We start from the raw sequence: 22,574 nt of genomic DNA, 5'->3' as shown, positions 1-22,574 counted from the left end.
GCACAGCGAGGTACGCTTTTCTGGCCCGCTCATAAAGGTTAAATATTCGAATCCTAATGGGTAGTCTAGTATGAACAAGCCAATCGTAGTGGCTCTATCTGTATTGGCTGTATTCTTTTCTGCAACGGCTGTATCAGTCATGCCGGTTGCCCACGCACAGTATGGTGTAGGAGGCAGCCCGGTGGCAGGTGCAACCCAAGAACAGCTTCAAGAGTGCGAAACTCTGGGCATCAACAGGTCCGAGTGCACCGAGAACGCAATTCTTGCAAAGAGAAGAATCACGGCAGTGCAAGACAACTTGAACAACCCCGACAAGGGTTCAGGAACTAACTACTTCTCAGGAAACGAGACCTGGGTATACATCGGCGTCCTGGGCGCAATCTTTGGCGGAGTAGCTGCAGCGTTCTTCTTCAGGGGCAGAGGCGCAACACCCCCAAGCTAAGCGTCCCCACCTCCTCTCTTTTTGTTTATTTTCTCTCTCTACCACCCTATATCCTGCGCAAGCTTTTTTTCTCAGAGAAAGTCATTTCTCTTTGCTTTTCAACGGCTTTTACGGCAACCAAAATGTATATATCTTTGAACTCTCTGGACTATGCTAATGAACTTCGGAAGTCTAATTGGGCAGATCGGTCCGAACTACGACCCGCTGTTCTATGACGTCATGGTCTACATCTTCGGAACCATGCTGTTTGCAGTGTTCCTGCTTGGCGTGATCGCCTTCTGGCTTAGAAGGAAGGGTCTTGGCGGTGGCTCTGCAAAGGAAAAGTGGGCCCAAGAACTGGAAAGGTACTTTGAACGCGAGCAGATCGGCCTGATTCCGGACGAAAAGCATCACTGGTAAAAAAACTCAGGGCTTTATGCCCTTTTTATCTTTCTTTTCAATATCACATATGATTAATTACCTGCCCAGCATTTCTCTGCACTGTTGACGCTTGTGCTAGTCCACCCCTCGCCGCAGACAGGCGCAAAAGAGCTCGCAAAGGCGCTACAAAGGTTTGGTGCCGCAAGGGTAGAAGAAGGCATTGTCGTGCTTGAGACTGACCGCGCCCAGGAAATTGCAGGTATGTTTGGCGTCGCAAAGGTTTCCATAGCGATAGAATGTGAAAGCCAGTTTTCTGCAATATCAAAGGCCATTGCAGAAGTCGGCAGGCGGACCGTCCTGCAGGGCCAGAGCTTTTTCGTCAAGGTGTACCTATCGAAAGACAGGAACTTTGCCGCGAGGGATTTAGAGTTTTCCGCCACCGGCGCGCTTGCGGCAGAGCTTGCCGGCGTCGCAAGTCCCGCAAAAAGCGAGCGGGAAGCAAGCATAGCAACAATAATAGCCGCATACGCGGGCAGGAGGAGGGCATTTGTCTCCCTCAAGGAGTACGAGGGCGCAGGCGGCGCGCTTGCCGGCTCGCTTGGAAGCGCTTCTTGCGCGATAACGGGCCCGCTGTCGCTTGCCTCCTGCATCGCAGCCTGCAGAGCAGGGTTTTTTTTGCCAGAACTCTTGCTCTTGTACAGCGATGAAGACGACCTTTGCAGAAACGCCAAGCTTGCAAGGTCGCTGGCGGAAAAAACAAGAGTGGAAAGTCAGAAAATTGCAATAGCAAAGGTACCAGTAGTACATGCAAAGGACGGCAGGACAAAGATGCTCCAGCTCGACCTTGCCGCAGCAAGAACGCTTGCCAGGGTGGAGAGCAGCAAGAATGTCGTCCTTCCGCTGTCGCTTGCCACACACCCGCAGTGGTTCATAGAAATGGCCATGAAAGAAATCCATGACGCAGGCAAGTTCCCTCTTGTACCGCTAATGTTTTCAGAAATGGACTGCACAAAAGAAGAAGAAAAAGAGGCAAGAGGAGTCACGCGTCAAGAGTTTGTGAAACTGAAAAAAACGAGGCTAGAAGGGAAAAAGCCAAGGCGCATCAGGCTAGAGGTAGGACCTAACTACCTTCACGACATTATTGATTCCATCTAGCGACTCAGTCATCTTTTTCAGGCCAAGGGCGTTCTTTCTGTACGCAGGGTCAGAAAGAACCTGCTCCACCGCGTCCGCGATTTTCTCAGGCTTTAGCTTCTTTGGGTGGACCATCACGCCGGCGCCAAGCTTGGCAATCTTTTCCGAGTTGCCCAGCTGCTCGCCGTGGTTTTCTATTGGTATCGTCACGACGGGCTTGCCAAACTGCATGGCCTGCGAAAGCGCGGTATGGCCGCCGCGCATAACCACCAGGTCGCTCAGCGCAAACACCTCGTCTCGGACAGGGCACCACTCGTAATACCAACCATGTTCAATCTTTTTTGGTTCGGTGCTTCCGTGCGGCCTGCCCTCGGAAAAGATGAACTGTAGGTCCTTGCTGTTGTTGTCGTTGTCTGCGTGCTTGGCCGCTTCAAGTGCAAGCCTGATGAGGGGCATGCGCGTCTCCATCGGTCCGCTGACGTGCACAAACACGACTGGCCTTGACCTGTCTATGTCGAGGCGGGATGCCACCTTTGCAACCCGCTCTTCTGTCACGACAGGCTTGGGCGCCGTAAAGCCGATGTATTCCAGCTTGCGCGCGGCCGAGCCGACGCACCATACGTTGTGCGCGGCTATAGTGTACGGAGGGGGCAGGTCTGGCACAAGTATCCTGTCGGCAATATTCCACATCGAGCCCAGGAACTCGCCCACCATCGCCTCAAACAACCTCGAGATCCTAAACTCCCGTAGCCTTGGCGACAGCAGGAGCTTGACCTGATTCAGGAGCACTATGGAAGGTATCCCAAGGAGCTTTGCGGCAAGAAGCGGCGAAAGGCGCGAGTCTGACAGGATGACATCGGGGCTGTACATGGTCATGTTGCGGGTTTCATGGTTTACCTGGCGCGCAAGGTTGGTGAACCAGATTGGAATGTTGGCTATGCTGTGCTTTACCGAAAATCCGCCTTCGACGCTCCACGCAAACTCGACCGGCGGGGCGATTACGCACTGGTAGCCCCTCATGGAGACGTATTTTGCGGCCTCGCCAAATGAAGAGAAGCGCACCTGGACGTCGCTGCTGTGCTGCTGCAGGTGGTCTGCCACCATCACCATCCGGCTTGCATGACCTAGTCCGACGCCGTACGGCGCAAGATACGCCTTGCCCAACTACGGGAATGCATGGAGGAGCTGGCGATATTATTTGTTATTATTGTTATTGTAGTTGTTGTCACCAAGCTGCACCACGTTTCCCCGGGGTTTTTCCTCCTTGAAAACCTGCGCCTGAAACGTATAGAGCCTTGACGACGGGTCGAGCCAGGCGTCAGGCGGCGCGCCGGCCTTGTAGCAAATGTTTGCCAGGTACTCGTCGATGTCCCATGCCAGCTCGACAGGCACCTGCGGCAAGAGCAGTCCTGAGCCGTGCTTCCATTTGAGCAAGAGCCCGTCACGCCCGATTACGACATGTTTTTTGCGCCCGGCGGGGCTTCCCGGTATCTCTTCCGGCTCTGTCAGCACGCTCACCTCAAAGGTAAGGTGCTCAAGCTCCTTGCCGTCGACAGGTGGAAAACGCGGGTCCTGCGTGGCTGCCGCAATAGCGGCCTCGATGACCGACTGGTGCAACCCCTTGTACGGCAGGGGAAAGCCGATGCACCCGCGCAGGTCCTCGCCGCGCCCCGCGAGGTGGTAGTTATTTATCGTGACAAAGACGCCGGATTTTGCAAGCTCTCTTGCAGGATTTGTTATGGCGACTGACTCGGTCACGTACTTTTCCACGGCCAGCCTTGCAAGCCGTACGAGCTCGGCGCCCTCGGCGTCAGATATCACGCTTTTTGAGAATCATGCTAAACTAAAAAAGCCATTGGAAATCAAGCAAACAGGGATCAGTTTTGCTTTTATACAAGTTTGCAAAAACAAGCTTTATGAAGTGTGTTCATTGCCACCGCGAGCTTGCCTTTTCCACAAGGTTTGACAGGGGTTCAGGCCAGCAGGTCGACGTGTACCGCTGCGTGTACTGCGGTTCTGAAATGCGCGAGTACAGGCCCAACAGGCAAATGGTCCGCAGCTGAAAATCTGTTGTGGAAAAACAAGGGGCGGCAGCCATTCAAGGCCAGAATCACATGCGCGCATAGCGTCTTGACGACAACAACATGCAGAATTTCATGCGCTTGCTCTGGCATCATAATAAAGACTGGAGCATAACGGTGTAGCTAGCAAGAACTGTGCCTAGGCGGCGCTGCACAAGCACTCTACAAGCACGGGCCGGGCCGCCGACAGGCTAAAGACTTCCTCCGTCCACGTAACACGCTGCACCTCTGGCATTTTCTTTACCTGCCGGATAAATCGCAAGACCTCCTCGTTGGTCCGGTAAACAAAGGATGCAGATAGATCAGAGTGGCCCAGTGGAACCGACACCAGTATCACGCCACTTATCCTCGATACTTTTTTTGCCACACACTCTATGTCGCTGTCTTTAAGGCAGATGTCCAAAAGCCCTTTTCTGCAGCCCAGTTTCAAATAGTCGACTTCATATTTTTTCTTGATGTAGCCGTTTTCAAAAAGAATCCTGATCCTTCTTTGAACTGTGCTCAGCGGTTTATCCAATTTTGCAGCCAGGTCTTTGCTCGAATAGCTTTCCTGCGACGTCAAAAGGCTGAGCAGCTTTGCGTCAAATTCGTCAATGTGTGGCGCATCAACGTTATTTTTTCTCATGGCCATCATCAACCATTTTTTTCATAACAGACGGTCATTGTTCACATTGAACAACTATTCACATAGCCAAGCAAATTACTTAAAATTTAGCTCCAAATTTAGCAATTACCTTAACTTTATGAGTCAATACGCTATGTTAAGAGGCATATGTAAGAAATCACGAACTTTAAACATGCATGTATGCCATACATCATTGCAGTTAGCATCCATTATCGCCCGACACACTTTAGCGAGGTTAATTAAAGATTTAATTATCATGCGCCCCTACCTACTATAACTGCCAGCAGCAGGTAGGGGCACCGGGGTTGTTCGACACTTGCTCAGGCGCGAGGCTGACACGCGCCTGATACGGATCATTTAACTGCAAGATTTTAATGATTTTCTGGCTAAAATGCGGGCTTTATGTATGATTTATCCTCCATAAAGGCCGTCACAGAGGGTTTTTCCAGAACTTGCGTTTGTCATGCATCTTGTACAAGATGGAACACCACACAAATGTGTCGCAGACAAGCAGAATATCGAAAGTTAGCGGTCCAAAACTGGCGAGATAAAGCATATTAACAGTACCTGCAAACTCTACTGCGTATATGATGAACTGCCCCGTGTGCGGAGCGATGATGGTCTGGCTCAACGGCTCCGTCCTGCACGACCCGCCAACGAAATTCTACGAGTGCAGGCAATGCAAAATAAACGTGACCAAGCTTGCTGACGGCACCATTGAAACAGAACCGCAAGAAGAGCAGCAGGCAGCGCAATAATAATGACGATAATGAAAGTCAGAAAAGTAATAGAGACCTCCATCTATTCCCGCGACCTTGAACCGCTAAAGAAATTCTATTCAGATGTTTTAGGGTTTGAAGTAATCGAGGAGGAAAAGAACAAGCTCGTATTTCTAAAGGCAGGCGCCAGCATGCTCCTTGCATTCAACCCCGACCGCACGTTTCCTTCAAACGACAAGCTGCCGCCGCACGGGGCGCACGGAAGCACCCACTTTGCGCTTGAAATAGAAGCCAGCGATTATGAAAAGTGGAAGGAGTGCCTTGCGCAAAACGGCATTGCAATAGAGCTTGAAGTCAACTGGAAGGAGGCAAGGTCGCTGTATTTTCGCGACCCGGCTGGCAACCTGGTGGAACTGATGACGCCGGGTGGCTGGCCCGTAGATCATTACTAAACGCATAATAATGTTGCACAGTGCTTTCACACTCACAAATGCAAAAGCCGCGTTCCCTTCGTGAGCAGCTTGAAGACAAGAACAGGATAATAGTTTTGCCGGGCGTGTTTGACGCTCTGAGCGCAAGGATTGCCGAGCAGGTCGGGTTTGAAGCGATGTTCCAGACAGGCTATGGCTCTTCCGCTGCGCTCCTTGGCATGCCCGATTTTGGGTTCTTGAACGCAGGCGAGACTGTTGACAACGCAAGACGCATCATACGTGCAGTCAGCGTCCCGGTGCTCGTGGATGCAGACACGGGCTATGGCAACCCGCTCAACGCGTGGAGGCTTGTTCGCGACCTCGAAGCGCTCGGCGCGGCAGGGATATTCCTTGAAGACCAGATCTGGCCCAAGCGGTGCGGCCACATGGTGGGTAAGGACGTGATCCCAAAGGACGACTATTTGCCAAAGCTAAAGGCGGCAGTCGAGGCGCGGAAGAGCAAGGATTTCATCATCGTCGCAAGGACCGACGCAAGGGCCCCGTTGGGCCTTGACGAGGCGATAGAAAGGGGCAAGGCATACAGAAAGGCCGGCGCCGACGTGATATTTGTCGAGGCTCCAAGGAGCGTGCAAGAGCTGAAAAAGGTTGCCAACGAGATAGACGCCCCGCTTGTGGCAAACATGATTGAAGACGGCGTGACTCCAAACCTGACAGGGCAGGAGCTTTTAAAGCTGGGCTACAGGATAGCAGTCTGGCCCCTCTCCGGCCTGTACAGCGCCACGTATGCAATGCGCGAGGTGTTTTCAGAGCTGAAAAAGACCAGCTACACCAGAAAGACGCGCAAGATGATGGTCACATTCAAGGACTTTAACGAGTTTGTCGACCTGCAAAAGTACATGAATCTGGAAAAGCGCTACAGCTAGAGACATCATCATTAATTAGAAGGCAAGGGCAGGAAAGGCCAGTGGCAAAAAGGACAAAGGCCAAGGCAAATGCAAAAGCAAAGGAAGACGAGCAGGTCGTCGTGCTCTTGCGCGAGATACTTGCCGAGCTTCGCAGGCTCAATACAAACCTGAAAAAGAACCAGCCTGCAAGTGCTGGGCCGCCCGAGATCGAGAATGCCATCGATGTCGAAGACGATGAGGAAGACGATGAGGATTCTGAAGAGCTGGAATATTTCGAGTAACTAGAGCTTGCCGGCTTCGCGCAGGCGCTGCTGCATCCGCTTTTCTCCCTCGGAAAAGCGCTTCTTGTCCTCGGCAGTTTCAAGCAGGAGTGGCGGCACCTCGGTCGCCTTGCCGCGCTTGTCCAGCGCCACAAGAGTCACAAACGCCGTCCCTGTACGAGCCTTCGTCCCGCTGTCATAGTCTTCCGACTCGACCGTGACTTCAACCTCCATCGAGGACCTTCTCACATAGTTTATCCTTGCAGACAGCACGAGCGCGTTGCCGATGAACACCGGCTTTAGAAAGGTCATCCTGTCCATGGTCGCTGTGACGACGTTTGGGTGCCCCACGTGCCTCTTGGCAACGATGCCGGCGACGAGGTCCACGTGCTTTAGTATCACACCTCCAAAGACATTCCCCATCGGATTTGCGTCCGACGGCATCATGAGGACCGTAGTTTCCACACTTGACTCTTGCGGACTTTTTGCCTTTAGCAACTTGTCAGCTAGCGCCTGCTACCCTCAGCTATAAAGCGTTTACCAGCCGGTTCATCTTCTCGAGGCTGACCTCAAACCCAAAGCGGCTCTCCTCCTTTTTCATGTGGCGGTACATGCTCATCAAGAGGTTTGCGTGGCGTATGGTCGACAGCTTGCCGTCCATCTTTAGCCTCACGATGCGGTAGACGTCGTCGTAATAGTCAAAGTACGAGAGCACCTTCTTTCTGTATTTCTTGGCGTCAAGGCCTTTCTTGTCGTCAAGGGCGTCGAGGAAAAAGTCGCAGCACAAAAGCGACGGGATGATGCCCTCGCCAAGCATCGGAAACACGCAGCCGATGGACTCGCCGACTCCCACCACGTTTCCGTCAAAGAACGGCTCCATTTTTTTCGGAGGCGCAAGCCTGATTGGCCTGCCAATTTTTTTGACGATCTTTGCTTCAGGATGTTGCTCAAAGAATTCCTTTATGCCGTGGTATTTCTTTTCCACGTCGCCGGCTCCCATGTAGCCCCTGCCATCATCAAGTGGAAAGTACCAAAAGTACCCTTTTGCGCCCTTGTAGCCTATCGTGTAAAACTCGTCCTCACCCTTGACCCCTTCAAGCAGGTACTCGTACGCGGGTATGAGGAAGTCTTCTTCTGACTTTGGCAAGAGCGTGCGGTGCAGGCCCGTGCAGTCAAGGACGTGGTCGTATTTCTCAAACTGGAAATCCTCTTTTGTAACCTTGGCGCCGTACTTTATCTCAAGCCCCTGCATCAGGTCGTGCTCCCACTTGTGCTTGTTGTAGGTGACAAGCCCCTTCAGGTCGAGGTATTCCACCTTGCCTGCAGGGAGGTCCATCCGCAGCCTCTGCCCGACGTGCATGATGTAGTCTTCAAAGTCAAGCCCCGCCTTTTCTGAAAACTTTTCCAGCATGTGCCGCGACGCGCCCCAGGCGCACACCGGCCAGTGGTTCTCCGGCCTTAACGACTCGAACACCTGGACTTCGTGGCCGCGTTTCTGGAGCATGTTGCCAAGGTAGCTCCCGGCCACTCCTGCACCTGCAATGGCAAATCTCAACAACGCGGTCAAGTGTCAGGGCCGCAACTTTACTTATAATCCTTGTCGCTTTCTTCCTCGTAGCGCTCGGCCACCCGGTAGCGCACGTACTTGTCGTCCGGCGAATACTTGGGTGGGTGAGGGTCGACAGTCTGCGCGCCGCACTTGCGACAGGTATTTGCAAGCGTGTACGCGCCGCAGGCGGTGCACTTGCGGATGAGGTGCTTCATGCCTCTTTTTATCCCTGGTGCGACTTTTTCGATTCTTCGCGTATAAAGTTGAACGCGCCGTGCTGCTTTTCAATCGCAGAGCGGATCTTTTCCACCGCGTTGTTCATCGACTTTTCTGCCACCTTGAAATTCTCTGCCGTTACCACTATGCGGTAGCGCGGGGCGCCTACGTACGTGATTTCTGTCGTGGCGCCCCCCTTGCTGCTCTCCACACCTGCAAGCGTGTTTTTTATGATCTCGATGCCGTCCGGCTTTTTCGAGGATATCTCCATGACGCCCCTCACCTCGACGTGTGGCACCTGGATCTTGTTGCTCTCCTCCTCCATCGCCTTCTTGACGTCGTCAGAAAGGTCGAATTTCTGCAGCAGCTCCGGGCCCTTTCTTGCAATGTCCTCGAAAATGTCATAGATATAGTCGTACTTTTGCAGGACTTTATCCTCTATCTCTGCCACCTGCTGGTCTGAAAGCTTTAGTTTGGCTTTTATGAAGTCCATGAACGCGTCGGCCTTTTCGCTTTTTTTTACCTCGATGAGCTTTGACTTGCGCTCCTCGCCGGAGACCTGCTTGAGCGAGCAGTCGACCTCCCCCCTCGCCCTGTTGACGCGGATTACCTTCAGCACTGCCTTTTGCTTTGGCCTGACGTAGCGCTCGATGTTTCGTATCCAGCCGGTCGCAATCTCGGAAATGTGCAGAAAGCCCGTCATGTTGTTGTACTCGTCAAGTGTCACGTAGGCGCCGTGGCCCGTGACTTCCTTTACGGTGGCAATGACTATCTCGCCCTCGTCCGGGAGTTTAGAGGCCTCTTGAGCGGCTGACAAATCATTTTACGCGGTGCGCAGACCATACTTTAAGGTTGCCCTGAGGGATGCCCTCAGGTTATCCATAGTGCAAAATCTCTAAAAGTCGATGCCCTTCCGGGCCTTGATGCCTTTCTGGTAAGGGTGCTTCACCTCCCTCATTTCGGTGACAAGGTCGGCAGCTTCAACTACCTTTTCGTGCGCGTGGTTGCCCGTCAGGACAAGCGTGGTTTTGTCGGGCTTGGCCGCGATTATGCCAAGGACGTCGTCGACGGTTATCAGGTTGAGCTTGACCGCATAGTTTACTTCGTCAAGTATCATGACGTCGTATGCCCCTGACGCAAGCTTTTCCCTGACAAGTTCTATTGCTTCTTGCGCCGCCTTTTGGTGCTCCTCTATCGAGTGGTCGTCGTCGATGATTCCAACGAACCCCTTGCCGGCGGCTATCATCTCAAACTCTGGCTCCAGACGTTTTGAGCTTGTCAGCTCGCCATAGTACCACTCGCCCTTGATGAACTGGATCATGCCCACCCTGTGGCCATGGCCCACCGCCCGGAGCACTATTCCAAGCGCCGCGGTAGTCTTGCCCTTGCCCTTGCCCGTGTAGACTATGACTGGAGCCTTGTCCGAAGGCATATACGATCTCACAAAGGCCGGGTTGGGATAAAAAAACCAACCTGCCCGGTCCTAGTAGAAACATCCAGAACCTCCTTACATCATCTATTTTAGTAAAAAGAGTAGAGGTCTCTGTCGATCGAATATGATGCTAGAGAGGATGGACCCAGACATAGCCGGCCTGCTTATGCCCAAGGAAGAGATACTTCTTGTAGCTTCGCAGTCCAAGGTCGCCCCCGGTGGGTCCATTTCGGCGCCTGACAAGATATACATCACCACAAGCCGCGTGCTTTTCAAAGATCCCAAGATGTTTGGCCTCCGGGCAAACATCATTGCCGTGAAATACGAGGAGATTGCCACCGTCATGCTAAAGCGCGGCGTGTTTTCCACGGAGATACTCCTAAAGCCCCGCGCATCCTTCCAGCACATCGACCTGCCCGCCGTCGACAAGCAGGTGGCGCTGCAGGTAAGCTCGCTCATCCAGAAGGGCATGAGAGGTGAGCTGGCAAGCCGCAAGGCCGCAGCACCCAAGCAAGGTCCTCATCATCCCGAGCCCGCGATGAGACTTGAGCTGGAAAAACCCAAATTAGATACGCTTGACAGGCTCGAAAGGCTGGCGCTCATGAAGCACCAAGGCATGATAACAGAAGAAGAGTTTGCCATCCTCAAAGAGGAATTGATGCTGGGCATCAAGCCTCAGATAAGCGGCGAAACGCTTGTCTCAGTCGTCCAGCCGCAGCCACAACCACAGCTAGAGATAAAGACCGAGCCTCCAAAGCCGGCAGCGGTCCAACAGGAAGTAGAAAAGCCAAAGGAAGAGATGATCGCATGTCGCTACTGCGGCTTTGCAACCGTGCCTCAGGCGTCCAAGTTCTGCCCGGACTGCGGCAAGGACCTCAAGGCAGAGACCAACGTGTGGAAGATGTGCCCCGCATGCGACACGCTGACCACCAACGACGCGGCGTTCTGCTCCGCATGCAAGCAAAAGTTCCCCGAGACCCTGAGCTAAGTTAATACTATCATGCAACAATTATTGTTGCATGGCAGCAATCCCCAGGATAGTGGTCGCAGGAGTGACAAGCGGGGTGGGCAAGACCACCGTCGCAGTCGCAATAATGCACGCCCTGCGCAAAAAAAGGGGGCTTGCAGTCCAGCCATTCAAGGTCGGGCCAGACTTTATCGACCCTTCCTATCACGATTTTGTCACAGGAGGCAGGTCGCGCAACCTTGACGTCTGGCTCATGGGAAGGCGCGGAGTCATCGACTGCTTTAATTCCGCGTGCGAGGGCGCCGACGTGGCAGTCATCGAGGGTGTGATGGGCCTCTTTGACGGCATGTCAGGAAAGGACAACTTTGCAAGCACTGCGCACGTGGCAAGGATTCTTGGCGCGCCGGTGGTACTCGTAGTCGACGCCAGCAAGAGCGCGCGGTCCATCGCGGCGATTGCCCTCGGCTTTATGCACTTTGACAGGAACATCAGGATTGCCGGCATCATCCTGAACAACGTGGCAAGCGACAGGCACGCAGGCTACCTGAGAGAGGCGCTTGCAGGAAAGGTCAGGAGGGCGCCGGTGCTTGGCATCATCAGGCGCAATAGCGAAATAAAGATGGAGGAGCGCCACCTCGGGCTCGTGCCTGCTCAGGAACTGCAAAAGAAAAGACGCGCCGCAATACTTGACGCGGCAAAATACGTTTCAGAGCAGATCGACGTCGATTCAATTCTAAAGGCGTGCGGGACAGGCCCGCTTCCTGCTGCATCATCATCGCCCGCAATCAAAAAGGCGCCAAAGAAAAGAGCCACGATAGCGGTCGCGCTTGACGAATCGTTCAACTTTTACTATACAGACAACCTCGACGCGCTAAAGAGGGCAGGCGCAAGGCTAGTCTTCTTTAGCCCGGTAAACGACGCCAGCCTGCCGGAGGGAATAGACGGCATTATGCTTGGCGGAGGCTTTCCAGAAGTGCTTGCAGACAGGCTGGAGAAGAACAGGCCCATGATAAAGTCGGTCGCATGGGCGGTAAACGCAGGCATGCCGGTGTACGGCGAGTGCGGCGGGCTGATGTACCTGACGCGCTCGATAAGCGGGTACAAAGGTGAGAAAAAGGCACGCAGGATGGCAGGGCTCATTGACGCTGACACGCTCATGACCTCGCGCCTCACCCTCAACTACACCGAGGCTGACTGTGACGGCCCGGTCTTTGGAAGGGCAAGCCTGCACGGCCACGAGTTTCACTATTCTACAGTAGAGGACATTTCCAAGGACAGCAGGTTTGCGTACACCATGAAAAAGGGAAAAGGAGTCATTGACGGCAAGGACGGCTTTGTCATCGGAGAAACCGGCCTTGCGGCGTACATGCACCTGCACTTTGCAAACAAGAACAACATGCTTGCAGAAAGGCTTGTGGGCAGCTGCGCGTCCTACTCGCGCCGCTGACTATCATTATTCTGGTACAGCAAAAGAAGCGCGTTGATTATTGACGATGCCGCGGGGCTGCCGCCCTTTCTTCCGACGTTTGTTATGAACGGCATGTCGTCGGTCCGGGCAAGCGCCTCCTTTGACTCGGGCGCAGACACAAAGCCCACGGGGATTCCGACTACGAGCGCGGGTTTTGTCACGCCTTCTTTTGCCATCGAAATGACTTCCAGGAGCGCGGTCGGCGCGTTGCCAATGACTACAATCCCGCCGTCCATCTCCTTTGCCGCATGCCTCATGGCCATCTCGGACCGGGTCTTGCCAAGCTTTTTTGCCTCTTCTGCCACGCCCTTGTCAGAGATGTAGCAGGCAGTCTTGAGGCCAAGGTCGGAAAGCGACTTTTTGTTGATGGCCGCAAGCACCATATCGACGTCCGTGACTATGGTGCACCTGTTCTTTATAGCGGAAAACGCGGACTCGATTGCGCGCTCGTGGAACAGCATCTTGCCACTGCCGGCAAAGTCAAAGTCGGCAGTTGCATGAATAACCCTGCGCACGATTGGCCACTGCATGGAATTGTAGCCGTGCGGGCCGGCTTCAGAGTCGATTATCTCGAAGCTCCTCTTTTCAATGTCAAAGGCCCTCTCCGTCATGCTCCTGCTTGCGGCAGTCCCGAAACTCCCGTCCGGACCCTGACGGTTTTCCACCTCCTTGGCGCGCTCGACTACGAGGTTGACCAGCTTGTCGTCGACCCCGAGGTGCCTTGCCATGTAGGCACCTTTGAACTGCGCTTTTTCAAGCGCGGCCGCAACGTCGTTTACGACGTCGCGCTTGATGTGGGCGCCCCTGTGCAGGAAATACGGCATCATTAGGAGAACCTTTGGCTGCATGGCCACTGCCTGCATCACTCCTTCCTCGATGTTTGGGCTGTCAAGCTCCAAAAAGCAGTGGTGCACGTTCCGGTAGCGTGGCCTTATCGCCTCGGCAGTGTGCACGAACGCGTCGTGCGCGTTTCTGTCGCTGCTGCCATGCCCTATCAAGAGCACGTCGCACTGGTCGTCGGAAAGGCGGATGTCCTTTTCCTTCTTTAGCTCGGCTAGGCGCTCTGACACAAGCTCGGGCATCATCGGATGGTAGCTGAGCGGCCTTGTGATGACAAGATTCAGGTTCATGTCGCGGCCTATCCTGGCGCTCTGCTTTACCGTGTCTTTGAGCTTCATGCCGGGGTAGAGGAAATAGGGCATCACGGTTATCGCCTCGGCGCCGGCGTCAACGCACTTTCTTATGCCCTCGTCGATGAACGGCGGGAGCACTTCAAGGAAGCAATAATCGGCAAAGTCATATCCTGCCTTGCCCTTGGCAAGCGTGCATATCTCTTGCATCTCCTGCCGGACCTCCGGCTCCCTGCTGCCCCTGTCGACGATAAGAAGCGCCCTCTTCTTCAACTGCAAAAAATGTGTGCATGCATTGGGATAAAATATCTTTCTTACTGACCTGCTGCAGCAACCCTGCACACGGCCACGGTGAGGTTTGGCGGGAACTTTTGCTTTTGCACTATCAGCTCGCCCTTTGAGTCCAGGATGGCCGAAGCCTCCGACACGCTTGCCGTCCCCTCGAACTTTTGCACGGCCGGCGACGGGTTTGGCACCTCTACCTTGGCAAGTTCTTCCTTTTTGTATATCTGAACGGGCATCCCGTACTGGCCTGCAAACTCGTCGAGGCCCTTGACCCTTGACCCGCGGTCGACGCTTGCGATGTTGCGTATGCTCTTGAGTGCCAGGCCCTTTTCCCTAAAGACTGCAGTTACTCCAGACTCTATGGTTTCCTTGCTCGTGTCCCAGTGCAGGCCGATCCCGACTACAAGCGTCTTTGGCCTGTACACGACAGACTTGGCCATGATGTCCTGATCGACTATTGCCCTGTCTGTAATGACAAGGGCCGCTTTAAAGTCAGGCGACTTGACTTTGTCGATGTCATTGACCACAGTGACGTTTTTTGGAAGCTGCTGGCCCTGCCACCAGTTGCGCTCGCCGGCATCCTGGTAGACGGCGATCTTTTCTTCGTTTACCATAAAGGCACTTGTACGCGTAACGTTGTCAAAATTCTCTATAGTCCAGCCAAATTCCCTGCCCACAAGGTCAACTGCAATAGTTTCGTTGACATCCGCGGCCGTTGTTATGACGGGCTTTGCTCCCAAGAACGAAGCGACAAGCCGTGCAAGAGCGTTTGCGCCGCCAAGATGGCCTGAAAGCGCACTGATGACATAGTTTGCCCTGTCGTCTATTACAATCACTGCGGGGTCGCTTTTCTTGTCCACAAGATATGGCGCGACCATGCGGATCACGGCGCCAAGCGAAAACACGCATACCAGCGCGTCATGCGACTTGAACAGGCCGGCGACAAGCTGCGTGCTCTGCTCTGAAAACCAAGTAATGTCTGTGCCGCCGTCGCTGTGCTTTGCCGGGACATAGATTTCCACCTCCGGCATTCTGTTCTTTATCTTTCTGGCTATCTCGATCCCGTGCTTGGTTATTGCCACGACTGCCGTGCGTGCCATATGTATATGAGCAATTACGTAACCGATTGAGAATTAATGTCTTTCACACACATATGATGAAGATAGTTTCTATACAGTTCTAATAGGTGGCACACGCATCAATTCCGTCATGCAGCAAGCGACAATATTGCGTTCCCTTGGAGGGAAAAAGATGCTGCTTGCTGTGCTTGCGCTTTCTGGCATCGTTCACCTCGTAAATGTCACAGGCTTTCCGGACATATTTTATGACGAGGGAATATACATGCGCAGGGCCATGTACCTGCTGGACACCGGGAGCCCGCAAGACAGCGGCACGTTCTACGACCACCCGTACTTTGGCCAGATATTCCTCGGCGCAGTGCTTGGAAGCATCGGGTACCCGTCTTCCCTCAACCCTACTGCAGACCCGCAATCAATGGAGGCGCTCTACTCCGTGCCAAGGGTGCTCATGGGCCTACTTGCGATTGCGGACACTTTTCTGATTTACAAGATAGCAGACGTGCGCTATGGCAGAAAGGTGGCCATAATTGCGTCGATCCTGTTTGCAGTGATGCCTGCGATGTGGCTTACCCGGCGCATACTTCTTGACAACATACTGCTGCCGTTCCTCCTGTCTTCCATACTGCTTGCACTATATTCGAGAAACGCAGAGGAGAAGAGCAGCAAAAGAACAGCCCTCGTCCTGCTTTCCGGCGCAGCTCTTGGCATAGCCATCTTTACCAAGGTGCCGGTGTTTGTGTTCATGCCCCTTGTTGCGTCGCTCGTGTACACGCCAAAGAGCAAAAGGCTCCTTGCGCTCTGGCTTGCGCCCGTCGTCCTGATACCGATGATATGGCCGGCGTACAGCATGTCGCTTGGGCAGTTTGACTACTGGCAAGAGGGCGTCCTGTGGCAGGCGCAGCGTGAAAGCAACGGGCTGCTGTACATCACTGAAATACTGTTTTCTACTGACCCGGTCCTTCTGGTCCTCGGGGCGGCCGGAGCGGTGCTTGCCGCTGTTCTGCGCGACAGGTTCGTGCTGCTCTGGATAGTGCCGTTTGTACTGTTCCTTGCAGTCATTGGCTACATGCAGTACTTTTACTGGATACCAATCCTGCCAGCATTATGCGTAGCCGCAGGGATACTCTTTGCAAAGGTGTTATCATCAAGGCCGAAAATCCTTGCGGCGGCTGTTGCAGTCGTTGCGGCATTTGGTCTTGCATCCACGCTTGCCCTTGTCACTACAAACGTCACGTCCGCGCAGTACAGCGCGATGGCGTTTCTGGCCACAAAGATAGACGACGACACTACGTTTGTCGCAAACCCTGTCTACGCATGGGTCCTAAAATCCGCATTTGGGAACAAGAACGGCTTTTCCGACTATCGCGACCTCATTTACAGCCCGGTCAGGACTGACCACACCGTAGTTGTCGCAGAAGGCCACTTCATGTCGGCCATAGACGATTACGACAAGCTGCGCAACGCGTACGAAAAGAGTGGCACCATTGCCACGTTTGAAAACGACCCGGGCAAGCCGCAAACGTACCCGTATACCCCCCTGAACTATAACTGGGAGGGAAGGACGATAGACATCAGGGCCAGCAGCAACTGACAGACACGCGTTATCATAATAAGCCAGCCCAGAGAGATCTTACACCGTGCCGGTAGAGCTTGACGACACTGATGTCGCCATACTGAAATCACTGATGGAGGATGGCCGCAAGTCCTTTCGCGCAGTGTCGCGCGAAATAGGCGTCAGCACGCCGACAGTCAAGGCAAGGTACGAACGCCTCATCAACATCGGCCTCATCAAGGCTGTGAGGCCGGAGATAGACCTGTCCAAGATAGACAAGGCGCGCGAGGATCTTGTCTCGCTCGAGAACATTAAAAAGCAGAAAAAGCACTTCCATGTGTATGTCGAGGGCCTGAAAGTAAAGCTGAAATGCGACTTTTGCGGAGGGCCCGTGCACGGCAAGCCAAAGGTGCTCAGGTTTGCAAGGTTCGAGCGGTTCTTTTGCTGCGTGCAGTGCAGGGCGTCGTACAAGGAAAAGTACGGCGGAAGGATAGAGATGCTAAAGCGCAGTCAGGAAGAGGGAGAATAGCGCGCAAGGACTTTGCCGTCAAAGTCAAACATGACGATTTCAAGCGCAAGCTGGCCCTTTGAATGTTCGCGCATCTGCTCGTATACCTTTTTGCACAGCAGGTCAGAAAAGCCAGAGATATTGTTTTTTGCCACTATCTCGCCTGCATGCCGTGCGGTGTTTGCCTGCCTGATCTCTGCGATGACGGATGCGGGTGCGCCGCACTGCTCGGCAAGGCCAGCCATAAAGTCCAGGCTGACGTGCGAGCCGCGCACATGCGTCTGCTTTATCCCCATTGCCATCTTGGTCAGCTTTCCGATAAAGCCGGCGATGACTGCCTTTTTGATGTTCTTTCTAGCGCACTGATCGACAGAATACCCGGCAAAGTCTCCCATCTGTACAAAACTGTGCTCAGGAAGGTCCGGAAACACCGCTCTGGCAAAATCCTCGCTCCTGCCGCCAGTGGTCAGGATCGCAGTGTCGGCCCCCATCGCAATAGCCACATCGAGGCTCTGCCGTATGGCTGCCGCAAACGACGCGGTAGAGTAAGGTAGCACTATGCCGGTCGTCCCAAGTATCGAAATGCCGCCTACTATCCCAAGGCGCGGGTTGTCCGTCTTTATTGCAAGCTCTTCTCCCTTTGGGACCCAGATGACGACCTTGACTCCCTTTGTTTTTAACTGCTCATGCGCCGCTTCATCTACTACCTGCATGAGCATTTTCATCGGAGTAGGGTTTATCGCGGCCCGGCCCATTTCCAGCCCGAGGCCGGGCTTGGTCACCCTGCCAACTCCCTTGCCGCCATCGATGTTTATCACGCCGGGATTACCATCAATAAAAGAAACAGTCGAGCAGATCTCTGCCCCATGCGTGACGTCAGGGTCGTCGCCCCCGTCCTTTATCGCGGCGCATGTAGTTTTGTCGTCTTCAATCTTTGTCCATGCGATCTTGAGCGTCGCAGCCCTGCCCTTTGGTAGCGACACCGTGACCTGCTCCACAGGTCTGCCGGTTACAAGCGCTAAGAGCGCGGCTTTGGTCGCCGCCGTTGCCGTGGTTCCTGTTGTGTAGCCGGTGCGCAGAATACCTTTTTTCCTTTTTTCCTCCACTTCGGGTGGCAGTTCCTGTTCCTGCTCTGCCAGCTCCAGGTCGTCGTTTTCCTTGTTAGTATCATCATCGGCAGTAGTAGTCACAAGAGCACCGCCCCGCCGTCGATTACGAAGGTGTTGCCGGTTGCAAAGGAAAAGTCGTCGCCTGCAAGGCTTGCCGCGACCCTTGCAACCTCTTCTGGTTTTCCCCACCGCCTCATCGCGTTTTCCTGTGCTGCCTGCATGCGCGCCTTTTCATCCATCGAGCCAAAGGTGGCGTCGGTGGCAATGTTGCCAAGTGCAAGCGAGTAGGCGCGAACACCCCTGTTCCCGTATTCAAGCGCGACATGTTTGGTCATGGCAATAATGCCTGCCTTGGCAAGGGTATAAGGCGCGCCCTCAACGTGGCCCGCTATTGCAGGAGTGGACGAGATGTTGATGATGACTCCTCCTACGCCACCATCACCACGATTCTTTTTCTTTATCATCACTGAAAGCACCGCGCGCGTCAAGCGGAACGTGCCCTTTAGGTCGACTTCAAGCACGCGGTCAAACTCTTCATCTGTAATTTCATGCATCTCCTTGTACCATGTCTTTTTGTCAAAGGGATAACCGGCGTTGTTGACAAGGATGTCTATTCTGCCGTGCTTTGCGACTGCGTCCTTTACAAAAGCCCTGACGCTTGCAGGGTTTGAAACGTCAAGCGAAAAAGGGTGTGCATTTTTCCCGACTCTCTTTGCGGCATCGCTTGCACTTTTGATGTCTCTGGAGCACACGAGGACGGTGGCGCCCCTGCTTGCAAATTCCCGGGCCAGTTCAAAACCGATGCCCCGCGTGGCGCCTGTGATTACTGCTACTTTGCCTTTCATCAATGACAGATGGTAGTAGATGGGAGACATTATTATTTTTTAGACTGCTCTCTCTTGCGCGTCTTTAGCCTACTTTAGCAGAGGGGCCTTGTCGGTCCTTTCCCACGTAAATCCTGGCTCGCTCCTTCCAAAGTGACCGTATGCCGCGGTATTGCGGTAGACGGGGCGTTTCAGGTCAAGCGTCTTGATGATGCCTGCAGGCTTCATGTCAAAGACCTTGCGCACGCGGGTCTCTATCTCCTCTTCAGGCGCCTTGCCAGTGCCAAATGTGTCTACCATTATGGATACAGGCTCGGCGACTCCGATTGCGTACGCGACCTGTACCTCGCACTTGTCTGCAAGGCCGGCTGCCACCACGTTCTTGGCAACGTACCTTGCCATGTAGCAGGCAGACCTGTCGACTTTGGACGGGTCCTTGCCAGAAAACGCGCCCCCGCCGTGCCTTCCCATGCCGCCGTACGTGTCGGCTATAATCTTGCGGCCTGTAAGGCCGGTATCGCCGGGCGGACCTCCGATTACGAACCTGCCGGTCGGGTTGACGAGGTATTTCGTCTTGTCGTCCACCCATTCGCCGCACACGGGCTTGATTATCTTGCTTATCACTTCCTCGCGCAGCTGGTTCATGCCAATGTCGGGCGCATGTTGCGTCGACATGACGACGGTGTCGATGCGCTTTGGGATGCCTTCCTCGTAGACGACGGACACCTGCGACTTGCCGTCAGGCCTGAGCCACCCAAGCTCCTTGCTCTTTCTTGACTGCGAGAGCTTCATAGAGAGCTGGTGGGCCATGGTTATCGGAAGAGGCATAAGCTGCGGGGTTTCGTTGGTGGCGTAGCCGAACATGAGGCCCTGGTCGCCGGCGCCCTGCTCCTTCGCTTCAGTGGCAGTCACGCCCATCGAGATGTCAGGGCTCTGCTCGTGGAGCGCTGCAAGCACCGAGCACGAGTCGCAGTCAAAGCCATACTCGGGCCTGTCATAACCAATCTCACGGATGGTGTCGCGGACTATTTTCTGCACGTCAACCCTGCCCTTTGACGTCACCTCGCCGGCCACAAAGACGATGCCGGTAGTAGTCATCGACTCGGCGGCGACGCGAGAGTCCGGGTCCTGCCGGAGAAACTCGTCGAGAAGAGCATCAGAGATCTGGTCGCAAACCTTGTCCGGGTGGCCCTCTGTAACGCTCTCTGAAGTAAACAGCCAGCGCTTTACCATTTTGGCACCACGCTAGAGGTCTTTCTCAAGCCTGATGAACAGAACGTTGTTGCCACGGATGACCACCTTGCCGTAGTTTGCCATCACGTCGGCGCCGTTGAACTCTTCTGCGTCGGTAAGTATCAGGTTCATGTAAGAATCGACGTTATTCATCCTCCCCTTGTACTCTATCTCGCTCTTCAGGCGCACGGCGACCTTGCGGTTTAGCGACCTCTGCAGAATCGACAGGGGGCGTTTTGGCTGTTGAGATGACGGAGAAGACACGCTAGTTAATCACTTTGGAGGACGTAGGTTCGCGCCGCAAATAAAAAGGTTCCCTTGCTCTCTTAATTCATAAAAAGGCCGCATCCTAGACCATAATGATGTTCATCCAGACCGGCTCGCAGTCGCTTGACGCGCTCTTGGGAGGAGGCGTCAGGACAGGGATGGTCACCGACGTGTACGGCGAGAGCGGATCGGGCAAGTCGCAATTATGTTTCTCGCTGTGCGCCAGCTGCACAAGGGTAGGATTTCGCGCGTTTTTCGTGGACACGGCCGGCACGTTCCGGCCCGAGCGCGTCTCAGAGATGGCAGGGACAAAAGAAGCACTGGACAGGATAACGTTTATCCGGGCGCTCAACACTCAGGACCAGGTAAGCGCGGTCGAAAGGGCTCGTGACGCTGACGCCCGGCTCCTCATAGTCGACACGCTGACCTCTCTTTTTTCGGCAGAGTATTCCGGCCCGGCAAGGCACCTTGCAGTCATGTCTCACCTGCACGACCTTGCGACCTTTGCAATAGGCGCAGACTGCGCAGTCGTCGTGACAAACATGGTGAGAAACGCGCCCACGGAGACTGGCAAATCAATCCAGCGAGAGTACCTCGGCAGTTCGGTTTCGATATACTCTCACGTCAGGATGAAACTCTCCATAGAGAACCCTTCCAGAGGATGGTTCCACGCGGCGCTCTTGCAGCCGGCTGCCGGCACCGCGCAGTTTGCAATCACCTCGCGGGGCCTGTCGGACAGGGACTAACCGTTTTATAGAACGGCAGTTTAAAAGCAGCCGTGGACGTTTCGTCGCAGGAGCTTGTCAAGCAGGACAAGATGCCGCTTTCAGTGATCCTGCCCACGTACAACGAGTCGCAAAACATCACCAAGATGATCGACTCGATCGCAGAGGCGCTGCCACATAATGCGCCTGCGGAAATCATTGTAGTCGACGACAATTCGCCCGACGGGACTGCAGACATTGCGGCCAGTCACGCCAGAGACCTCGGCAGGCAGGACAAGCGCTTCCACATACGCGTAGTGCGTAGGGCAGGAAAGCAGGGCCTCAGCTCGGCAATACTTGCAGGCGTGCATGAGGCGACAGGCGAAGTAGTCGTTGTCATGGACAGCGACCTTTCCCACCCTGCCCACACCATACCCAAGATGCTTGAGGAGATAAGGCAGTCAAGGTGCGACATCGTGGTCGCTTCAAGGTACATCAAGGGAGGAGCGATATCAGGCTGGCCTTTCAAGCGCAAGCTCATGAGCAAGGGCGCGACCAAGATAGCCAAGTACAGCCTCGGAATCAAGATAAAGGACCCAATGTCCGGCTTTTTCGCGTTCCGCCGGCACATCATCCACGGAATAAAGTTTGACACTATAGGCTACAAGATGCTCCTTGAGATGCTGGTCAAGGTTAAAGGAGCGAGGATAAAAGAGATACCCTACACGTTTACAAACAGGTGCGCCGGCGCAAGCAAGCTCGACTCAAAAGTGATGTTTGACTATATACGCGCGGTGTGGCGCCTGTACCGCTACGGCAGGGCGGCGCCAAGCGAGCGCAGGACGTCCGTGCGCTTTTTCTCAAAGGCGGGCAGGTTCTACACGGTCGGGTCAAGCGGCCTCCTGGTCAACTATCTTGTCTCGTTCATACTCACGGCGCTTTTCCCGGGAATTTGGTACCTGCACGCAACGGTGGTAGGCATCATGTTCTCGATAACGTCCAACTTTATCCTCAACAAGGTCTGGACGTTTGAAGACATGGACTTTGCGGCCAGAAAGACGCTATTGCAGTACGGCATGTTTGCAGGCTTTTCCGCGTTCGGCGCGCTGGTGCAGCTAGGCCTGGTGTATGCGCTCGTAGAGACAAACGAGGTCAGCTACCCGCTTGCGCTTGTCCTAGCTGTCGCCACCGCGTCGATAAGCAACTTTCTTTTGAACAAAAAATGGACGTTCAAGGAAAAAGTCTGGAGCTAGTTCGGCAATTGACTATTTATATTGGCCCCTAATGTAAATTA

Annotated in this window: 28 protein-coding genes; 14 read left to right on the top strand and 14 right to left on the bottom strand. The window is 54.2% G+C overall.

All coding sequences use genetic code 11. From position 1 onward, the window contains the following. Positions 1 to 70 precede the first annotated feature (70 nt). From NVIE_RS02205 to NVIE_RS02195, 3 genes are all read left to right on the top strand, one after another. Entirely contained in the window at positions 71 to 442 is a 372-nt protein-coding gene (locus NVIE_RS02205; protein WP_075053820.1) for a hypothetical protein, read from the top strand. Between the two features lie 156 nt (positions 443 to 598). Continuing rightward, entirely contained in the window at positions 599 to 841 is a 243-nt protein-coding gene (locus NVIE_RS02200) for a hypothetical protein (protein ID WP_227717441.1), read from the top strand. A gap of 84 nt (positions 842 to 925) precedes the next feature. Continuing rightward, a complete protein-coding gene (locus tag NVIE_RS02195) occupies positions 926 to 1,957 on the top strand; it encodes a THUMP domain-containing protein (RefSeq protein WP_075053818.1) in 1,032 nt (343 codons plus the stop codon). Here NVIE_RS02195 and NVIE_RS02190 read toward each other — a convergent pair. Both NVIE_RS02190 and NVIE_RS02185 read right to left on the bottom strand, forming a co-directional pair. After that, positions 1,910 to 3,100 (bottom strand): glycosyltransferase, encoded by a 1,191-nt coding sequence (locus NVIE_RS02190; protein WP_075053817.1) that lies wholly within the window; start codon positions 3,098 to 3,100, stop codon positions 1,910 to 1,912. The two genes, NVIE_RS02195 and NVIE_RS02190, sit on opposite strands and share 48 nt — an antisense overlap. A 30-nt stretch (positions 3,101 to 3,130) precedes the next feature. Continuing rightward, positions 3,131 to 3,757 carry a TIGR00296 family protein gene (locus tag NVIE_RS02185; protein WP_075053816.1) on the bottom strand — a complete coding sequence of 209 codons (627 nt, stop codon included), beginning with the start codon at positions 3,755 to 3,757 and terminating at the stop codon, positions 3,131 to 3,133. 95 nt (positions 3,758 to 3,852) lie between these two features. On the opposite strand from NVIE_RS02185, the gene NVIE_RS15145 reads away from it, so the two are divergent. Beyond that, complete coding sequence (locus NVIE_RS15145; RefSeq protein WP_158435049.1) at positions 3,853 to 3,999, top strand: hypothetical protein; 147 nt, start codon at positions 3,853 to 3,855, stop codon at positions 3,997 to 3,999. Positions 4,000 to 4,156: 157 nt separating this feature from the next. Here NVIE_RS15145 and NVIE_RS02175 read toward each other — a convergent pair whose 3' ends face one another. Next, entirely contained in the window at positions 4,157 to 4,642 is a 486-nt protein-coding gene (locus NVIE_RS02175) for an Lrp/AsnC family transcriptional regulator (protein ID WP_158435048.1), read from the bottom strand. 587 nt (positions 4,643 to 5,229) lie between these two features. Here NVIE_RS02175 and NVIE_RS15140 point away from each other — a divergent pair. From NVIE_RS15140 to NVIE_RS02160, 4 genes are read left to right on the top strand one after another with little or no spacing between them, the layout of a single operon-like run. Next, entirely contained in the window at positions 5,230 to 5,400 is a 171-nt protein-coding gene (locus tag NVIE_RS15140; protein ID WP_158435047.1) for a hypothetical protein, read from the top strand. Between the two features lie 2 nt (positions 5,401 to 5,402). Further along, a complete protein-coding gene (locus tag NVIE_RS02170; protein ID WP_075053813.1) occupies positions 5,403 to 5,813 on the top strand; it encodes a VOC family protein in 411 nt (136 codons plus the stop codon). Between the two features lie 38 nt (positions 5,814 to 5,851). Next, positions 5,852 to 6,715: an isocitrate lyase/PEP mutase family protein gene (locus NVIE_RS02165; protein WP_075053812.1), complete on the top strand. Its 864-nt coding sequence runs from the start codon at positions 5,852 to 5,854 to the stop codon at positions 6,713 to 6,715. A 41-nt stretch (positions 6,716 to 6,756) separates the two neighbouring features. Continuing rightward, positions 6,757 to 6,978, top strand: coding sequence for a hypothetical protein (locus tag NVIE_RS02160; RefSeq protein WP_075053811.1), 222 nt, complete (start codon positions 6,757 to 6,759; stop codon positions 6,976 to 6,978). On the opposite strand, the gene NVIE_RS02155 is transcribed toward NVIE_RS02160, so the two are convergent. The 5 genes from NVIE_RS02155 to cobO form a co-directional block, all read right to left on the bottom strand. Then, positions 6,979 to 7,404 (bottom strand): acyl-CoA thioesterase, encoded by a 426-nt coding sequence (locus NVIE_RS02155; protein ID WP_084790877.1) that lies wholly within the window; start codon positions 7,402 to 7,404, stop codon positions 6,979 to 6,981. A gap of 79 nt (positions 7,405 to 7,483) precedes the next feature. Continuing rightward, on the bottom strand, positions 7,484 to 8,512 hold the full coding sequence (locus tag NVIE_RS02150; protein WP_075053809.1) for an NAD(P)/FAD-dependent oxidoreductase: 1,029 nt from the start codon (positions 8,510 to 8,512) through the stop codon (positions 7,484 to 7,486). A 29-nt stretch (positions 8,513 to 8,541) separates the two neighbouring features. Next, positions 8,542 to 8,721: an RNA-protein complex protein Nop10 gene (locus NVIE_RS02145; protein ID WP_075053808.1), complete on the bottom strand. Its 180-nt coding sequence runs from the start codon at positions 8,719 to 8,721 to the stop codon at positions 8,542 to 8,544. Positions 8,722 to 8,729: 8 nt separating this feature from the next. Continuing rightward, positions 8,730 to 9,539, bottom strand: a complete 810-nt coding sequence (locus tag NVIE_RS02140; RefSeq protein ID WP_075053807.1) for a translation initiation factor IF-2 subunit alpha — start codon at positions 9,537 to 9,539, stop codon at positions 8,730 to 8,732. A 78-nt stretch (positions 9,540 to 9,617) separates the two neighbouring features. Beyond that, complete coding sequence (gene cobO, locus NVIE_RS02135; protein WP_075053806.1) at positions 9,618 to 10,154, bottom strand: cob(I)yrinic acid a,c-diamide adenosyltransferase; 537 nt, start codon at positions 10,152 to 10,154, stop codon at positions 9,618 to 9,620. A gap of 124 nt (positions 10,155 to 10,278) precedes the next feature. Between cobO and NVIE_RS02130 the strand changes: the two genes are divergently transcribed. Together NVIE_RS02130 and NVIE_RS02125 are read left to right on the top strand one after the other, a co-directional pair. Beyond that, a complete protein-coding gene (locus tag NVIE_RS02130; RefSeq protein WP_084790577.1) occupies positions 10,279 to 11,142 on the top strand; it encodes a PH domain-containing protein in 864 nt (287 codons plus the stop codon). Positions 11,143 to 11,173: 31 nt separating this feature from the next. Then, on the top strand, positions 11,174 to 12,568 hold the full coding sequence (locus NVIE_RS02125; RefSeq protein ID WP_075053804.1) for a cobyrinate a,c-diamide synthase: 1,395 nt from the start codon (positions 11,174 to 11,176) through the stop codon (positions 12,566 to 12,568). Here NVIE_RS02125 and NVIE_RS14515 read toward each other — a convergent pair. Beyond that, a complete protein-coding gene (locus NVIE_RS14515; RefSeq protein ID WP_158435046.1) occupies positions 12,553 to 13,998 on the bottom strand; it encodes a precorrin-8X methylmutase in 1,446 nt (481 codons plus the stop codon). The genes NVIE_RS02125 and NVIE_RS14515 overlap by 16 nt on opposite strands. Positions 13,999 to 14,033: 35 nt before the next feature. Next, complete coding sequence (locus NVIE_RS02110; RefSeq protein WP_075053803.1) at positions 14,034 to 15,104, bottom strand: cobalt-precorrin 5A hydrolase; 1,071 nt, start codon at positions 15,102 to 15,104, stop codon at positions 14,034 to 14,036. 151 nt (positions 15,105 to 15,255) lie between these two features. Between NVIE_RS02110 and NVIE_RS02105 the strand changes: the two genes are divergently transcribed. Then, positions 15,256 to 16,674, top strand: a complete 1,419-nt coding sequence (locus NVIE_RS02105) for an ArnT family glycosyltransferase (protein WP_158435045.1) — start codon at positions 15,256 to 15,258, stop codon at positions 16,672 to 16,674. A gap of 46 nt (positions 16,675 to 16,720) precedes the next feature. Continuing rightward, entirely contained in the window at positions 16,721 to 17,164 is a 444-nt protein-coding gene (locus tag NVIE_RS02100) for an AsnC family transcriptional regulator (RefSeq protein ID WP_075053801.1), read from the top strand. Here NVIE_RS02100 and NVIE_RS02095 read toward each other — a convergent pair. From NVIE_RS02095 to NVIE_RS02080, 4 genes are all read right to left on the bottom strand, one after another. Next, the gene (locus NVIE_RS02095) at positions 17,146 to 18,261 is read right to left on the bottom strand and encodes a cobalt-precorrin-5B (C(1))-methyltransferase (RefSeq protein WP_075055941.1); all 1,116 of its coding nucleotides are present in this window, start codon (positions 18,259 to 18,261) and stop codon (positions 17,146 to 17,148) included. The two genes, NVIE_RS02100 and NVIE_RS02095, sit on opposite strands and share 19 nt — an antisense overlap. Before the next feature lie 68 nt (positions 18,262 to 18,329). Next, the gene (locus tag NVIE_RS02090) at positions 18,330 to 19,097 is read right to left on the bottom strand and encodes an SDR family NAD(P)-dependent oxidoreductase (protein WP_075055940.1); all 768 of its coding nucleotides are present in this window, start codon (positions 19,095 to 19,097) and stop codon (positions 18,330 to 18,332) included. Positions 19,098 to 19,166: 69 nt separating this feature from the next. Next, on the bottom strand, positions 19,167 to 20,309 hold the full coding sequence (gene metK / locus NVIE_RS02085) for a methionine adenosyltransferase (RefSeq protein WP_075053800.1): 1,143 nt from the start codon (positions 20,307 to 20,309) through the stop codon (positions 19,167 to 19,169). A 12-nt stretch (positions 20,310 to 20,321) separates the two neighbouring features. Continuing rightward, positions 20,322 to 20,573, bottom strand: a complete 252-nt coding sequence (locus NVIE_RS02080; protein WP_075053799.1) for an LSM domain-containing protein — start codon at positions 20,571 to 20,573, stop codon at positions 20,322 to 20,324. 95 nt (positions 20,574 to 20,668) lie between these two features. Here NVIE_RS02080 and NVIE_RS02075 point away from each other — a divergent pair, with 95 nt between their 5' ends. Next, the gene (locus tag NVIE_RS02075) at positions 20,669 to 21,322 is read left to right on the top strand and encodes an AAA family ATPase (protein WP_075053798.1); all 654 of its coding nucleotides are present in this window, start codon (positions 20,669 to 20,671) and stop codon (positions 21,320 to 21,322) included. A 71-nt stretch (positions 21,323 to 21,393) separates the two neighbouring features. Then, entirely contained in the window at positions 21,394 to 22,533 is a 1,140-nt protein-coding gene (locus NVIE_RS02070) for a glycosyltransferase (protein WP_075055939.1), read from the top strand. Positions 22,534 to 22,574: the final 41 nt, after the last annotated feature.

Origin of the sequence: Nitrososphaera viennensis EN76 (genome assembly GCF_000698785.1) — an archaeon.
Classification (GTDB): domain Archaea; phylum Thermoproteota; class Nitrososphaeria; order Nitrososphaerales; family Nitrososphaeraceae; genus Nitrososphaera; species Nitrososphaera viennensis.
The sequence above is the reverse complement of the archived record's forward strand: the minus strand, read 5'-3'. Positions and strand labels throughout refer to the sequence as shown.

Bases quoted from the DNA above. Each gene is read 5' to 3' on its own strand.
- NVIE_RS02205 (WP_075053820.1), top strand. From the start codon at position 71: ATGAACAAGCCAATCGTAGTGGCTCTATCTGTATTGGCTGTATTCTTT.
- NVIE_RS02200 (WP_227717441.1), top strand. From the start codon at position 599: ATGAACTTCGGAAGTCTAATTGGGCAGATCGGTCCGAACTACGACCCG.
- NVIE_RS15145 (WP_158435049.1), top strand. From the start codon at position 3,853: ATGAAGTGTGTTCATTGCCACCGCGAGCTTGCCTTTTCCACAAGGTTT.
- NVIE_RS02175 (WP_158435048.1), bottom strand. From the start codon at position 4,642: ATGAGAAAAAATAACGTTGATGCGCCACACATTGACGAATTTGACGCA.
- NVIE_RS15140 (WP_158435047.1), top strand. From the start codon at position 5,230: ATGATGAACTGCCCCGTGTGCGGAGCGATGATGGTCTGGCTCAACGGC.
- NVIE_RS02170 (WP_075053813.1), top strand. From the start codon at position 5,403: ATGACGATAATGAAAGTCAGAAAAGTAATAGAGACCTCCATCTATTCC.
- NVIE_RS02165 (WP_075053812.1), top strand. From the start codon at position 5,852: ATGCAAAAGCCGCGTTCCCTTCGTGAGCAGCTTGAAGACAAGAACAGG.
- NVIE_RS02155 (WP_084790877.1), bottom strand. From the start codon at position 7,404: ATGATGCCGTCGGACGCAAATCCGATGGGGAATGTCTTTGGAGGTGTG.
- NVIE_RS02145 (WP_075053808.1), bottom strand. From the start codon at position 8,721: ATGAAGCACCTCATCCGCAAGTGCACCGCCTGCGGCGCGTACACGCTT.
- cobO (WP_075053806.1), bottom strand. From the start codon at position 10,154: ATGCCTTCGGACAAGGCTCCAGTCATAGTCTACACGGGCAAGGGCAAG.
- NVIE_RS02130 (WP_084790577.1), top strand. From the start codon at position 10,279: ATGATGCTAGAGAGGATGGACCCAGACATAGCCGGCCTGCTTATGCCC.
- NVIE_RS02125 (WP_075053804.1), top strand. From the start codon at position 11,174: ATGGCAGCAATCCCCAGGATAGTGGTCGCAGGAGTGACAAGCGGGGTG.
- NVIE_RS02110 (WP_075053803.1), bottom strand. From the start codon at position 15,104: ATGGCACGCACGGCAGTCGTGGCAATAACCAAGCACGGGATCGAGATA.
- NVIE_RS02105 (WP_158435045.1), top strand. From the start codon at position 15,256: ATGCTGCTTGCTGTGCTTGCGCTTTCTGGCATCGTTCACCTCGTAAAT.
- NVIE_RS02090 (WP_075055940.1), bottom strand. From the start codon at position 19,097: ATGAAAGGCAAAGTAGCAGTAATCACAGGCGCCACGCGGGGCATCGGT.
- metK (WP_075053800.1), bottom strand. From the start codon at position 20,309: ATGGTAAAGCGCTGGCTGTTTACTTCAGAGAGCGTTACAGAGGGCCAC.
- NVIE_RS02075 (WP_075053798.1), top strand. From the start codon at position 20,669: ATGATGTTCATCCAGACCGGCTCGCAGTCGCTTGACGCGCTCTTGGGA.
- NVIE_RS02070 (WP_075055939.1), top strand. From the start codon at position 21,394: ATGCCGCTTTCAGTGATCCTGCCCACGTACAACGAGTCGCAAAACATC.